Annotated in this window: 15 protein-coding genes; all 15 read left to right on the top strand. The window is 63.5% G+C overall.

The window, feature by feature from the left end:
* Positions 1-64: 64 nt before the first annotated feature.
* The 15 genes from CUR21_RS18505 to urtE all read left to right on the top strand — a co-directional run bounded on the left by CUR21_RS18505 (position 65) and on the right by urtE (position 13014).
* Entirely contained in the window at positions 65-265 is a 201-nt protein-coding gene (locus CUR21_RS18505) for a hypothetical protein (RefSeq protein WP_157791900.1), read from the top strand.
* Positions 266-319: 54 nt separating this feature from the next.
* Complete coding sequence (locus tag CUR21_RS00150) at positions 320-1150, top strand: urease accessory protein UreD (RefSeq protein WP_100194994.1); 831 nt, start codon at positions 320-322, stop codon at positions 1148-1150.
* A gap of 10 nt (positions 1151-1160) precedes the next feature.
* Positions 1161-1463 carry an urease subunit gamma gene (locus CUR21_RS00145; protein ID WP_100194993.1) on the top strand — a complete coding sequence of 101 codons (303 nt, stop codon included), beginning with the start codon at positions 1161-1163 and terminating at the stop codon, positions 1461-1463.
* A gap of 13 nt (positions 1464-1476) precedes the next feature.
* Positions 1477-2049, top strand: coding sequence for a HupE/UreJ family protein (locus CUR21_RS00140; RefSeq protein ID WP_100194992.1), 573 nt, complete (start codon positions 1477-1479; stop codon positions 2047-2049).
* A 10-nt stretch (positions 2050-2059) separates the two neighbouring features.
* The gene (locus tag CUR21_RS00135; RefSeq protein ID WP_100194991.1) at positions 2060-2365 is read left to right on the top strand and encodes an urease subunit beta; all 306 of its coding nucleotides are present in this window, start codon (positions 2060-2062) and stop codon (positions 2363-2365) included.
* Between the two features lie 11 nt (positions 2366-2376).
* A complete protein-coding gene (locus tag CUR21_RS00130) occupies positions 2377-2691 on the top strand; it encodes an antifreeze protein (protein WP_100194990.1) in 315 nt (104 codons plus the stop codon).
* A 16-nt stretch (positions 2692-2707) separates the two neighbouring features.
* Positions 2708-4444, top strand: a complete 1737-nt coding sequence (ureC, locus tag CUR21_RS00125) for an urease subunit alpha (RefSeq protein ID WP_100194989.1) — start codon at positions 2708-2710, stop codon at positions 4442-4444.
* Between the two features lie 252 nt (positions 4445-4696).
* Positions 4697-5251, top strand: a complete 555-nt coding sequence (locus tag CUR21_RS00120) for an urease accessory protein UreE (protein WP_100194988.1) — start codon at positions 4697-4699, stop codon at positions 5249-5251.
* Between the two features lie 9 nt (positions 5252-5260).
* On the top strand, positions 5261-5896 hold the full coding sequence (locus CUR21_RS00115) for an urease accessory protein UreF (RefSeq protein ID WP_100194987.1): 636 nt from the start codon (positions 5261-5263) through the stop codon (positions 5894-5896).
* Positions 5893-6537: an urease accessory protein UreG gene (gene ureG / locus CUR21_RS00110; RefSeq protein WP_100194986.1), complete on the top strand. Its 645-nt coding sequence runs from the start codon at positions 5893-5895 to the stop codon at positions 6535-6537. The genes CUR21_RS00115 and ureG overlap by 4 nt, the downstream gene beginning before the upstream one ends.
* 411 nt (positions 6538-6948) lie before the next feature.
* Positions 6949-8226, top strand: coding sequence for an urea ABC transporter substrate-binding protein (gene urtA, locus CUR21_RS00100; protein WP_100194984.1), 1278 nt, complete (start codon positions 6949-6951; stop codon positions 8224-8226).
* 67 nt (positions 8227-8293) lie between these two features.
* Entirely contained in the window at positions 8294-10255 is a 1962-nt protein-coding gene (gene urtB / locus CUR21_RS00095) for an urea ABC transporter permease subunit UrtB (RefSeq protein ID WP_100194983.1), read from the top strand.
* 88 nt (positions 10256-10343) lie between these two features.
* On the top strand, positions 10344-11576 hold the full coding sequence (gene urtC, locus CUR21_RS00090) for an urea ABC transporter permease subunit UrtC (RefSeq protein WP_100194982.1): 1233 nt from the start codon (positions 10344-10346) through the stop codon (positions 11574-11576).
* Positions 11573-12322: an urea ABC transporter ATP-binding protein UrtD gene (gene urtD / locus CUR21_RS00085; protein ID WP_100194981.1), complete on the top strand. Its 750-nt coding sequence runs from the start codon at positions 11573-11575 to the stop codon at positions 12320-12322. Before urtC ends, urtD begins: the two co-directional genes overlap by 4 nt.
* Complete coding sequence (gene urtE, locus CUR21_RS00080) at positions 12319-13014, top strand: urea ABC transporter ATP-binding subunit UrtE (RefSeq protein ID WP_100194980.1); 696 nt, start codon at positions 12319-12321, stop codon at positions 13012-13014. Before urtD ends, urtE begins: the two co-directional genes overlap by 4 nt.
* Positions 13015-13194: the final 180 nt, after the last annotated feature.

Here is a 13194-nt window from a genome sequence, read left to right as displayed (position 1 = left end):
GGTCGGCAGCGGGAAGGGCGCTGTCGCGGCGATCAGGCTGGGACTTGCGCAGAGAGTGAACACGATGCTGCGTGAGATCTTGCCTGTTCTGCGCCCTTCAGCTGTGAAGGCAGGCGCAACGCCCTGCGCCTCGCACGCGTGCATCTGCGCATGGATCGGGCAGGTTGAAGACATCATTTTCGTATGGTGCACTTTTCTTAATCACAATGCGCACCGCTTAAGCGCAATTCGTCTGTTTTTCCGCCATCGCTCGTTTGTCTTCTGATCTCGGATTGAGCCTGCCCGCATCCCGCAGCACCTTGGCGCAAAGCGGGGTTTCATGTTTGCTGTCTCCATCACAGAGCCGATGCAGCGAAGCCGGGGCGAAGCCTCGGTTGCGCTCTCCTGTGGGGGGGCTGGGCTGCGGCTGACGGGTCTTCGGCAGCAGGGATCGGCCAAATGTATTCTTCCGCACGGGCCGCGTGGCGTTGCGGGCGTCCCCGAGATTGTGTTCCTGAACACGTCAGGGGGACTGACGGGCGGCGATAGCTTGTCATACGCGGTGCGTCTAGGCCCGCAGACACGGGCCGTTGCAACGACCCAGACGGCGGAACGCGCCTATCGCTCCAGCGGCGACGCAGCGCGGGTGCGGGTCACGATGGAGGTGGGCGAGGGCGCTTGGCTCGATTGGCTGCCGCAGGAAACCATTCTGTTCGACAGCAGCCGCCTTGATCGCCGCACCGTGATTACCCTTGCCCCCGGCGCGGGGTGTCTGCTGGTTGAGACCGTGGTCTTGGGCCGTGCTGCAATGGGGGAGACGGTGGCGCAACTGGCTTTGCGCGACTGGCGCGAAATCCGGCAAGGCGGGCGGCCGCTGATGGTTGAGCCGCTGGTGCTCAATGATGCTGCCCTGCGCACTGGCGTGGCGGGGCTGGCGGGGCAGCGCGCCTTTGCATCGGTGGCGATGGTGGGGCAGGGCGCGCCTGATCTGTTGCAGGCCGTGCGCGCGGTCTTGGATGAACCGGGGGTCATCGCCGCAGCCTCGGCGTTTGACGGGCGGCTGATGCTGCGCATGGCGGCCCGCGATGGCTGGCCGCTGCGCCGTCAGATAGCCCGATGCCTTACGGTCTTGCGCCGGGGGCAACCCTTGCCGCGCGTCTGGCAGAATTAAAGGAGAGATCATGAACCTTACGCCTCGCGAAAAAGACAAGCTGTTGGTCAGTCTTGCCGCCATGGTTGCGCGCGGTCGGCTGGCGCGTGGCGTCAAGCTGAACCACCCCGAGGCCATCGCGCTGATCACGGATTTCGTGGTGGAAGGGGCGCGTGACGGGCGGCGGGTTGCTGATCTGATGGAGGCGGGCGCCACCGTCATCACCGCCGACCAATGCATGCCCGGCGTGCCTGAGATGATCCATTCTGTGCAGGTCGAGGCCACGTTTCCCGATGGCACCAAGCTTGTCACCGTGCACCATCCGATCCGATAAGAAAGGTCTTCCGATGAAAAAATTTCTGTTCGCACTGGGGACCTTGGCCGCGATGCCACAGGCCGTGCTTGCCCATCCGGGCAATCATGACAGTTCGGCGTTCCTGTCGGGCCTGCAGCACCCGGTCGGGGGCGCCGACCATGTGCTGGCCATGGTCGCGGTCGGCCTTTGGGCCGCTGTCAGCGGCGGTCGCGCCCTTTGGGCGCTGCCAGCGGGATTTGTCGGCGCAATGCTGGCGGGGGGCGCTTTGGGGGCTGTCGGTGTCGCTTTGCCGGGGGTGGAGCCGATGATTTTGGCCTCTATCGTCTTGCTGGGCGTGCTGGCGGCCTTGGCATGGCGCGCGCCTCTGGCGATTGGGGTGGGCGTCGTGACGGTTTTTGGCCTGTTTCACGGTCATGCGCATGGCACCGAAGGCCCGGCGGACGGCCTGCTGATGTATGCGGCAGGTTTTGGTCTGGCGACGCTGGCCTTGCATGCAGCGGGGCTCGCCTTTGGTCTGGCTCTGAACGCTTTGTCGGCCCGAAGCGCTGCGCGGGCACTCGGTGCTGGCACGGCAATCGCGGGCCTCGCCTTGGCCTTTGCATAAGGAGGGTCCTATGATTCCTGGCGAAATCATTCCCGCTGAAGGGGATATCACCCTCAATGCGGATGCGTTGGTGACGGTGCTTATGGTCTCCAACACGGGCGATCGCCCGGTTCAGGTTGGCAGCCACTACCATTTTGCCGAGACCAACCCGGGGCTCTCGTTTGACCGTGCCGCCGCGCGTGGTCAGCGGCTGGACATCCCAGCCGGAACGGCGGTGCGCTTTGAGCCGGGACAATCTCGTGAGGTGCGCCTTGTGCCGCTGGCAGGCACACGCCATGTCTATGGGTTCAACGCCCAAGTGATGGGCGCCTTGTAGGAGCTCATGCCATGCTGCCTTTTACCCCCTTCGATCTGATGCGCCTGTCGATGAACACCGCCACCATGTTGGTGCAGGCACAAAGTGTGATTGCCATGCGCATGATGGGCATGGCGGGGGTCTGGGTGGTTTCGCCCACGGAAAACGCGCGCATGGTGTCTGAAAAGATGCGTGCGGTGGTGAAGGCCGGGGCAGCCGCTCAGAAATCTGCCCTGTCGGGCGGGTCCGTCACCCAGATTGCCGAGGCAGCCCTTGCCCCGGTGAAACGTGCAACTGCCGCCAACGCCCGTCGTCTGACACGCGGCGGCCCCAAAACTCCGTTCTGACAGAAAGGTTTGTCCCATGCCCTTCGTGCTTTCCCGTGCGGCCTATGCCGATATGTATGGCCCGACGGTGGGGGACCGGCTGCGGCTGGGAGACACGGACCTGATCATCGAGGTCGAGCGTGATCTGATCGCGGAACGCAGCGGCGCAGGAGAGTTGCGCTTTGGCGAAGAGGTGAAGTTCGGCGGCGGCAAGGTCATTCGGGACGGGATGGGTCAAAGCCAGATCACCCGCGCACAAGGCGCGATGGACACGGTCATCACCAATGCGCTGATTGTGGATTACACTGGGATCTACAAGGCGGATGTGGGCCTGCGGGATGGCAAGATCGCGGTGATCGGCAAAGCCGGGAACCCTGACACCCAGCCCGGCGTGAATGTCATCATCGGGCCGGGGACCGAGATCATCGCAGGCGAGGGGCGGATTCTGACAGCGGGGGGAATGGACGCCCATATCCATTTCATCTGCCCGCAACAGATCGACGATGCTTTGCATTCGGGTCTCACCACCATGCTGGGCGGCGGCACGGGCCCTGCGCATGGGACGCTGGCCACCACCTGCACGCCGGGGCCTTGGCATCTGGGGCGGATGATGCAGGCGGCGGATGCGCTCCCGATGAATCTCGCCTTCGCCGGAAAAGGAAATGCCTCGCTTCCCGCCGGGATCGAAGAGCAGGTGCGCGGCGGGGCATCCTGCCTCAAACTGCACGAAGACTGGGGCACCACCCCCGCCGCCATCGACTGCTGCCTCAGCGTTGCAGAGGCAATGGATGTGCAGGTGATGATCCACACCGATACCTTGAACGAATCCGGCTTTGTCGAGAACACGTTGAAGGCCATCGCGGGGCGCACCATCCACGCCTTCCACACCGAAGGCGCAGGCGGCGGCCATGCCCCCGATATCATCAAAGTGGTGGGATCGCAGAACATCCTGCCCTCTTCCACCAATCCGACGATGCCTTATACGGTGAACACCATCGAAGAGCATCTCGATATGCTGATGGTCTGCCACCACCTTGACCGCAAGGTGCCCGAGGATGTGGCCTTTGCCGAAAGCCGCATCCGGCGGGAAACCATCGCTGCCGAAGACTTCCTGCACGATCTGGGGGCGTTTTCGGTGCTGTCCTCTGACAGTCAGGCCATGGGCCGCGTCGGAGAGGTGATCACCCGCACTTGGCAGACCGCCCATAAGATGAAGATGCAACGCGGGCGGTTGGAAGGGGAGCAGGGCGCGAATGACAATCTGCGCGTGCGGCGCTACATCGCGAAATACACCATCAATCCGGCCATCGTGCATGGCATCAGTGACCACATCGGCAGCATCGAGGTGGGCAAGCGCGCCGATCTGGTGCTGTGGAGCCCGGCATTCTTTGGCGCCAAGCCCGAGATGGTGCTGATGGGCGGCGTGATCATGGTGGCCCAGATGGGCGACCCCAATGCCAGCATCCCGACGCCGCAGCCGGTCCACAGCCGGTTGATGTTCGGGGCCCATGGCCGCAGTGTGGAACGCAATGCGGTGATTTTTGTCAGCCAAGCCGCGCAGGACGACGGCATTGCCGCGCGTCTGGGATTGGCCAAGGAAACGCTGGCGGTGCGCGGCACGCGTGGGGTGCAAAAGGCCGATATGAAACTGAATTCCGCCACCCCGCACATCGACGTGGACCCCGAAACCTATGAGGTGCGGGCCGATGGCGTGTTGCTGACCTGCGAACCGGCCGAGGAATTGCCGCTGGCGCAGCGCTATTTCCTGTATTGAAGTGCGGGATCTAATGCAGCGCCCCCGCCACCACCCGCTGAATCGGCCATCCGGGGCGGGGTGGTGGCGGGCTGAAACGCGTCCAGCACTGGCCGCGCCCGCTGTCGCGGCAGCGTCAGTTCTCCCTCGATCTCCCTCACCGGCATGATCTCCCCCTTCTGGCAAAGTCTCGATCAGACTGCGCCGACAGGATTAACAAACCTCTCACACCCGCGCGTGTTGTGAGAAAAGACCATAAGCCAAGGACACCAGATGACTGACCTGCCCCCCGCCCACCGCCTGCTGCAATACCCGCGAGAGACGTGCGACGATGTGGTTGTACTGACCTATGACGAAAGACTGGTGCGCCGCAAACGGCTTCAGACTGCGCAAGGCGCCGGGTTTCTGGTGGATTTGCCCGAGGTGGTGAACCTTGATCTGTTCTGGGGGTTCGAGCTGGAAGACGGCCGCGCCATTCAGGTGGTCGCGGCGGCAGAACCGGTGCTGGAGATCACTGGGCCGGATCTGGCGCGCTATGCCTGGCACATCGGCAACCGCCATACCCCGTGTCAGGTCGAGCCTGCGCGTCTGGTGATCCGCGCCGATCATGTGCTGGAGGCGATGCTGCACCAGCTTGGCGCATCTGTGCGCGCCCTGACCGAACCCTTTGCGCCGGAAGTGGGCGCCTATGGCTTGGGCCGCCCGATGGGGCATGACCATGGCCCTGCAGAAGGGCACAGCCACAGCCACTCCCACAGTCATTCGCACAGCCACGATCATTCCCACCACCATGACCACGGTCACGCCCACCCGCACCGCAAGCCCTGAGGTGCCGCGATGAGCCATGATCTTCTGACCCTTGTGCAATGGCTTTCCCCGGCGTTTCCGACCGGAGGCTTCGCCTATTCACACGGGTTGGAGGCGGTGATTGCCAATGGTCAGGTCACCGATGCGGCTGGCGTGCAGCTTTGGCTGGCCGAGGTGCTGGAGTTCGGAGCGGGCCGGCAGGATGCGATCCTGCTGATCCAGGCCTTGCAGCGTGACGCAGACCATCCCGCGCTCGACATGCTGGCGCGCGCGCTGCAACCCTCGTCCGAACGGTTGCGTGAAACGCTGGATCAGGGCACGGCCTTTGCCCGCACTGTGGCAGGGTTAACGGGGCGTGACTTGCCGCCGCGGTGCCTGCCGATCGCGTTGGGAGAGGCGGCGGCAGGCCTCGCCTTGCCCAAGGCGCAGGTGGCGGCGCTTTACCTGCACGCCTTTGCCAGCAATTTGACCTCGGTTGCCATGCGCTTTGTCCCGTTGGGGCAAGCCGAAGGTCAGCAGGTTCTGGCCGCGCTTCATCCGTTGATCGATAGGCTGTCGCAAGACGCTGTCCTGCTCTCTCTGGACGATCTGGGCACCTCGGCCTTTGGCGCGGATCTGTCGGCAATGGCGCATGAAACCATGGAAGTAAGGATATTTCGCACATGAGCAAGAACGGACCTTTGCGCGTGGGCATCGGCGGCCCTGTCGGCGCAGGCAAGACAACCTTGACCGAACAGCTCGCGCGCGCCTTGGCCAGCCGCTGCTCAATGGCTGTCATCACCAATGACATTTATACCCGCGAAGATGCCGAGTTCCTGATGCGGGCGCAGGTTCTGCCGGCTGACCGCATTCGCGGCGTCGAAACCGGGGGGTGCCCGCACACGGCAATCCGCGAAGACGCCAGCATCAACCTTGCCGCCATCGCCGATCTGCGGGCACTGCACCCTGATCTGGACTTGATCCTGATTGAATCAGGCGGTGACAATCTGGCAGCGACCTACAGCCCCGAGCTGGCAGACATCACCATCTATGTAATCGACACCGCCGCCGGTCAGGACATCCCGCGCAAACGCGGGCCGGGCGTCACGCGCTCGGACTTGCTGATTGTGAACAAGACCGATCTGGCACCTTATGTCGGCGTAGATCCGATGCTGCTGGAGTCTGACACCGCGCGGGCGCGGGGCAGCCGGCCGTATGTCATGGCGCAATTGCGCCAAGGCAAAGGCGTGGCGGATGTGGTGGCCTTTCTGGAGAGGGAAGGCGGGCTGGCCTTAGATGCCAAAGGGGCCTTGGCCGAGACGACCTGACCAAAGCGCCACAGACCTCAATGTTGCCTGACAAACCCCGGCGTGCCGGGGTTTGCGCGTTTTTGATCAAAGATCGGTCAGTTGCGGGGGCTGAGTCGCCCGATTTTGCACCTCTGCGCTTGTTTCTTGGGCTGTGATCTGTGTCGTAGCCTAATTGTCGGGCATTTCCGACGATCAAAGCCTGCGGTTCCAGCCTTGCATCACCTGCAACTTGCCGCGCTGCGGCAATGACGCTTTCGTGACAAGGCAGGCCACACTTGGCCTGCACAAGAACAAAAGATGTGCGGTGGCGGCCGCGAAATGGACCTCCGCCACCACCGCACGGGGTGCAACAGAGTTGCCGCGCCAGAATAGACTTTCCCACATCGCAGGGAAAGCCCGTTCGCCTGCGCGGCCCAATGAGGGAAAACCATGTCGAAATTCAAGGGAGCGTTGCTGGCCTCTGCCATTGCCATGACGGCTGGGCAGGCCATCGCACAGGATGAAACGATCAAGGTGGGCGTGCTGCATTCGCTGTCGGGCTCGATGGCGATTTCGGAAACCACGTTGAAAGACGTGATGCTGATGCTGATCGAAGAGCAGAACGCCAAGGGCGGCGTGCTGGGCAAGCAGTTGGAAGCCGTGGTGGTGGACCCGGCCTCGGACTGGCCGCTGTTCGCCGAAAAGGCGCGCGAGTTGATGACCGTGTCGAATGTCGACGTGATGTTCGGCTGCTGGACAAGCGTGTCGCGCAAATCCGTGCTCCCGGTGATCGAGGAACTGAACGGTCTGCTGTTCTACCCCGTGCAGTATGAAGGCGAAGAATCCTCGAAAAACGTGTTCTACACGGGGGCGGCGCCAAACCAGCAGGCCATCCCGGCCACCGACTATTTCCTCGAAGAACTGGGCGTCGAGAAATTCGCGCTTCTGGGCACCGATTACGTCTATCCGCGCACCACGAACAATATCCTCGACAGCTATCTGAAATCCAAAGGGATTGCCGAAAGCGATATCTTCGTGAACTACACCCCCTTTGGCCATTCCGACTGGTCCAAGATCGTGGCCGATGTGGTGGCGCTTGGGGCAGACGGCAAAAAGGTGGGTGTGATCTCCACCATCAACGGCGATGCGAATATCGGGTTCTACAAGGAACTGGCCGCAGCTGGCATTTCCGCCGATGACATTCCGGTCGTCGCCTTCTCGGTCGGCGAAGAGGAACTCTCGGGCCTCGACACCTCGAACCTTGTCGGTCATCTGGCGGCCTGGAACTACTTCCAGTCGGCGGAATCGGATCTGAACAGCGAATGGATCGCCAAGTGGAAGGCCTTCGCTGGCGAAAACCGCGTCTTCAACGATCCGATGGAGGCCCATGTCATCGGCTTCAACCTTTGGGTTCAGGCCGTAGAGAAGGCCGGCACCACTGATGTCGATGCCGTGCGCGAGGCGATGTATGGGCTGGAAACCCCGAACCTGACCGGGGGCATCGCCAAGATGCTGCCGAACCATCACCTGACCAAGCCGGTGCTGATCGGTGAAATCCGCGCCGATGGCCAGTTCGACATCGTCTCCTCCACCGAGCCGGTCCCCGGCGACGCCTGGACCGATTTCCTGCCGGAATCGGCGGTGCTCGAGGCCGACTGGGCCGAACTCGACTGCGGCATGTATAACACCGAAACCAAGACCTGCGTTCAGATCAAATCGAACTACTGATCTGCCGGGGCGGGAGAGGGCACGTCCCCCTCCCGCCACTTCCTTTCCCCAAATCCAAGGCCCACCCATGCGCGCCGCTCTTGTCGCCCTTCTCTGTCTGCTGCTGCTGCTGATGCCAGTGGCGTCGCACGCGCAGACCGCCTCGCCGGTCACGGCTGCGGCCATCGTCGAAGACAACCGCGCGCAGATCGAAAAGCCGTCGCGCCAGACCATCGGCCCGGTCATTGCCGCGCTTGCCGCAAGCGGGGATCCACAGGCGGTGATGATCTTGCAGGCTTGGGCAAACCGGGGTCTTGGGCTGCGCAAATCCGATGGCGCCTTTGTCCTGCTTTCTGAAGCGCCCGAGGGCTATGCCCTGCGCGGGCTAGACGGCAGCGACGCCGGGACCGCCCCCCGCGCCGAGATCACCGAGCTGCGCCCCAATGCAGGCGTGCGCGGGATCATCGCCAATGCGCTTGTCCAGTTTCAGCTGAGCGATCCCGACCGCGCGCGCCGTGCCGAGGCACTGACCACCATCGCCCGTGACCCGGCCCCCGAACTGCTCACGCCCTTGCGCGCCTCGATCGAGGCCGAAACCGATCCCGCCTTGCGCGCCCAGAAGGACCGCCTGAACCGACTGCTGACCCTGCGCTTCGATCCGGACGCCGCCGCGCGCATTGCCGCGATCGAAAGCTTCTCGGGCGATCTCGGGCTCGATCTGCGCGCGGCCCTCAACCCACTGCTGGCCACCACCCGCCGCGCGGCGCCCGAGGGAGCCGCCTTCGACGGCAACATCGCGCGCACGCTCGAGCCCGGCGATGACCTGACCGAGACAGAGGCCTATGACAGTCTGGTCGCCGCCGGTCTTGCCCCCCCACGCCTGACGACCGCCGAGCTGAAAGCCTCTCTCGCCGCCAATATCGTCGACGGCGCCGTTGCCGGCATCCCGCTGGCCGATCTCAACACCCAAGCCGCCCGCAACCGCGCCTATACCGCGCTGGAGGTGGCAGGCACAGTGCCCGTGGCCGCCACCGATGAAGAGGTGACGCAGATCGTTGCGAGCCACCAGTTCGTCGAAACCTATGCCGAGCCTGACCCCGCCATCACCACCGCGGCCCAAGAGGTGCTGGCCGGGATCGAGATCAAACTGGGGGCGATGCAGACAGCCGACCTTGCCCTCGACGCATTGTCTCTGGCCTCCATCTACTTCCTCGCCGCCATCGGCCTTGCCATCACCTTTGGCGTGATGCGGGTAATCAACATGGCGCATGGTGAATTCATCATGATGGGCGCTTACACCGGCTATGTGGTGCAACTGTTCATCCCCAATTATACGCTGTCGCTGATCGTGGCGCTGCCGCTGGCCTTCCTCGTCACCTTCGCCGCCGGGGTCGCCATGGAGCGGCTGGTGATCCGCCATCTCTACAAGCGCCCGCTGGAAACGCTGCTTGCCACCTTCGGCATCTCGATCGCGCTGCAACAATTGGCCAAGAACATCTTCGGCACTCAAGCGCGCCCGCTCACCTCCCCGGCTTGGCTCGATGGCGCCCTCACCTTCAATGACATTGTCTCGATCAGCTACATCCGCGTTGGCATCTTTGTTCTGGCCATCCTGTTCCTGATGGTCTTCCTCTGGCTGATGAAGCGCACCCGGCTCGGCCTCGAAGTGCGGGCGGTCACGCAAAACCCCTCCATGGCCGCCTCCATGGGCATCAACCCCGACCGCATCAACATGCTCACCTTTGGCCTGGGCTCCGGCATTGCGGGCATTGCTGGCATCGCCATCGGCCTCTTCGCCAAGGTCACCTCGGAACTCGGCAATGATTACATCGTGCAAAGCTTCATGACGGTCGTGGTGGGCGGCGTCGGCAACATCTGGGGCACGCTGGCGGGCGCGCTGATGATTGGCACACTGCAAAAGGGGATCGAGTGGTTCAACCCCTCCAACACCCTGGCCGCTCAAACCTATATGATCCTGTTCATCATCCTCTTCATCCAGTTCCGGCCAAGGGGCATCATCGCCCTCAAGGGCCGCGCCGCGGGGGATTAAGACCCATGCTCCCCCTGTCATCTGTTCACAAATATCCCACGGGGGTGCGGGGGTGTGAAACCCCCGCTGCCAACGCCAGAGGCCGCGCATGACCCGAACTTTTCTCGCCCGCAACCCATCGGTCCTTTGGTTCCTGCTGCTCCTGTCGCTGTTCACGCTGGGGGTCACACTCCTGTCCGAGGCTTACGGCCTGGCCTTGATCTCCACCTCCTTCATCAAGACGCTGGGCAAGACGCTCTGCCTGTGCTTGGCCGCGCTCGCGATGGATCTGATCTGGGGCTATGCGGGGATCCTCAGCCTCGGCCACATGGCCTTCTTCGCGCTTGGCGGCTACATGATCGGCATGTGGCTGATGTATGCCCGCACCGAGGCCATCGTCATCACCGCCCTCTCGAACGAGGCGCTGCCCGCCACCGCGCAGGAAATCCAGAACGGCATCGCCGCCCAGATCTTTGGTGTGGTGGGGGCATCCGAATTGCCCGGCGTCTGGGTCTTTGCCCATTCGCTCCCCCTTCAACTTCTGCTCGTCGTGCTGGTCCCGGGCCTCCTCGCGCTGATCTTCGGCTGGCTTGCCTTTCGCAGCCGGGTGACGGGGGTTTACCTCTCCATCCTGACCCAGGCCATGACGCTTGCGCTTGCCCTTTACCTCTTCCAGAACGATTCCGGCTTGCGGGGCAACAACGGGCTTTCGGGCTTGCAGAACATCCCCGGTCTGGACGCTGTCTCTCAGGACCGGATCTCGGTCTGGTTCCTCTGGGCTTCGGCGGCGGCGCTCGGGCTTGGCTACCTTTTGGTGGCCTGGGTCGTCTCGGGCAAGTTCGGCTCCGTCATCCGCGCCATCCGCGATGACGAGGCGCGGGTGCGCTTCCTTGGCTATTCGGTCGAAGGGTATAAGCTCTTTGTCTTCACCCTCACCGCCATCATCGCCGCCATCGCTGGCGCGCTTTACTACCCTCAGGCCGGCATCATCAACCCGGCCGAGCTTGCCCCCATCGCCAGCATCTATCTGGCGGTCTGGGTCGCCATTGGCGGGCGCGGGCGGCTCTATGGCGCGGTGATCGGGGCGGCGCTGGTGTCGCTCTTGTCCTCATGGTTCACCGGCGGGCGGGCGCCATCGCTCAACCTGGGCTTCTACACCGTCAACTGGGTCGACTGGTGGCTGATCCTGTTGGGCCTGACCTTTGTCTGCGTCACGCTTTTCGCGCCCAAGGGCATCGGGGGTCTGTTCGACCTGTGGCAAGGCCTGCGCCACCCCGACCGCAAAGGGGCAGCCCTTGGCCCCGATGATGGTGCCTTGCTGGAAAAGGAGGCCAAGGAATGACCCAGCTTCTGGAAGTGTCCGGCGTCTCGGTCACCTTTGACGGCTTTCGCGCGATCAACAACCTGTCCTTCTCGATCGGTCCGGCCGAGTTGCGGGCGATCATCGGGCCGAATGGGGCGGGCAAGACCACCTTCATGGATATCGTCACCGGCAAGACCCGTCCCGACGAAGGCCGTGTGTTGTGGGGTTCGCGGCTGCAATCGCTTCTGTCGATGTCCGAGGCCCAGATCGCGCGGGCCGGAGTGGGGCGCAAGTTTCAGCGACCGACAGTGTTCGAGGATCAGACGGTGGCTGACAATCTGATGATGGCGCTGAAGGCCGCGCGCGGGCCGCTGGCGGTGCTGTTCTGGTCGCCCAAGGTGGCGGATCATGCGCGGGTGGCGGCGCTCGCGGCCGAGGTGGGCTTGGGCGACGCTTTGGCGCGCAAGTCGGGCGAGCTTAGCCACGGGCAAAAGCAATGGCTGGAGATCGGGATGCTGCTGGCGCAAGAGCCGCAGCTTCTGTTGGTGGACGAACCCGCCGCGGGCATGACGCTGGCCGAGCGGGAGCACACCACGCGCCTGCTGGTGGATCTGGCGCGGACCCGCGCGGTGGTGGTGGTGGAGCATGACATGGAATTCGTGCGCCGCCTGAACTGCAAGGTCACGGTGCTGCACGAAGGGTCTGTGCTGGCAGAGGGCAGTCTGGACCATGTCACCCGCAATCCGCAGGTGATCGACGTTTATCTGGGGCGGTCCGAGAGATGATCAGAACCGAAGGCCTGACACTGCACTATGGGGGCAGCCAGATCCTGCACGGGATCAGCATGGAGGCGCGCGCGGGCGAGGTGACCTGCGTGATGGGGACCAACGGGGTGGGCAAGACCTCGCTGTTGAAGGCGCTGGCGGGGACACATCCTCGGTCGGGCGGGCAGCTGTGGCTGGGCGGTGAAGAGGTGCCCGTCGTGCCGCCGCAGGGCATGGCGCGGCGGGGGCTGGCGGTGGTGCCGCAGGGGCGGATGATCTTTCCCTTGCTGACTGTCCGGGAAAACATGGAGACGGCCTATGCGCTGCTGCCGCGGGCGGAGCATCGCATCCCTGACGAGATCTTCGAGCTTTTCCCGATCCTGAAAGAGTTCCTGCATCGGCGGGGCGGGGATCTGTCGGGGGGGCAGCAGCAGCAGCTGGCGATCGCCCGGGCGATGATCATGAAGCCGCGGGTCTTGCTTTTGGATGAGCCGACCGAGGGCATCCAGCCCAACATCATCCAGCAGATCGGGCGGGTCATTGACTACCTGAAGGGGAAGGGGGACATGGCGATCATTCTGGTCGAGCAATATTTTGACTTTGCCTATGGGCTGGCCGACCGGTTTTATGTTCTGAAGCGGGGGGAGGTGGCTTTGGAGGGAGACAAGGCCACGCTGTCGAAAGAGGTTCTGAAGGCGACGGTTTCGGTTTGACGCCGGGTGTGTGACACACGCGCTGTCACACAGGGGGTCATTTTTGAAGTCATTTGAAATCAAGCTCTTGGCTGCGGGAATTTACCAAAACTTAACGTTTGAACACGGGGCGGGTGGTGGTGTGGGACGCGCAGGCGGGACAGGCCACCACCCTTTCGCGGCCACAGTTCCCCGTTTCGT

It is taken from the genome of Pseudorhodobacter sp. MZDSW-24AT (assembly GCF_002794355.1).
GTDB lineage: Bacteria > Pseudomonadota > Alphaproteobacteria > Rhodobacterales > Rhodobacteraceae > Pseudotabrizicola.
Note: the sequence above shows the minus strand (reverse complement) of the source record. Positions and strands in the feature narration are given on the sequence as shown.

Coding starts and splice junctions, on each gene's coding strand:
- urtE (WP_100194980.1), top strand. CDS start 12,319: ATGATCAGAACCGAAGGCCTGACACTGCACTATGGGGGCAGCCAGATC.
- CUR21_RS18505 (WP_157791900.1), top strand. CDS start 65: ATGCTGCGTGAGATCTTGCCTGTTCTGCGCCCTTCAGCTGTGAAGGCA.
- CUR21_RS00150 (WP_100194994.1), top strand. CDS start 320: ATGTTTGCTGTCTCCATCACAGAGCCGATGCAGCGAAGCCGGGGCGAA.
- ureC (WP_100194989.1), top strand. CDS start 2,708: ATGCCCTTCGTGCTTTCCCGTGCGGCCTATGCCGATATGTATGGCCCG.
- CUR21_RS00135 (WP_100194991.1), top strand. CDS start 2,060: ATGATTCCTGGCGAAATCATTCCCGCTGAAGGGGATATCACCCTCAAT.
- CUR21_RS00120 (WP_100194988.1), top strand. CDS start 4,697: ATGACTGACCTGCCCCCCGCCCACCGCCTGCTGCAATACCCGCGAGAG.
- CUR21_RS00140 (WP_100194992.1), top strand. CDS start 1,477: ATGAAAAAATTTCTGTTCGCACTGGGGACCTTGGCCGCGATGCCACAG.
- urtA (WP_100194984.1), top strand. CDS start 6,949: ATGTCGAAATTCAAGGGAGCGTTGCTGGCCTCTGCCATTGCCATGACG.
- CUR21_RS00115 (WP_100194987.1), top strand. CDS start 5,261: ATGAGCCATGATCTTCTGACCCTTGTGCAATGGCTTTCCCCGGCGTTT.
- urtC (WP_100194982.1), top strand. CDS start 10,344: ATGACCCGAACTTTTCTCGCCCGCAACCCATCGGTCCTTTGGTTCCTG.
- CUR21_RS00130 (WP_100194990.1), top strand. CDS start 2,377: ATGCTGCCTTTTACCCCCTTCGATCTGATGCGCCTGTCGATGAACACC.
- ureG (WP_100194986.1), top strand. CDS start 5,893: ATGAGCAAGAACGGACCTTTGCGCGTGGGCATCGGCGGCCCTGTCGGC.
- CUR21_RS00145 (WP_100194993.1), top strand. CDS start 1,161: ATGAACCTTACGCCTCGCGAAAAAGACAAGCTGTTGGTCAGTCTTGCC.
- urtB (WP_100194983.1), top strand. CDS start 8,294: ATGCGCGCCGCTCTTGTCGCCCTTCTCTGTCTGCTGCTGCTGCTGATG.
- urtD (WP_100194981.1), top strand. CDS start 11,573: ATGACCCAGCTTCTGGAAGTGTCCGGCGTCTCGGTCACCTTTGACGGC.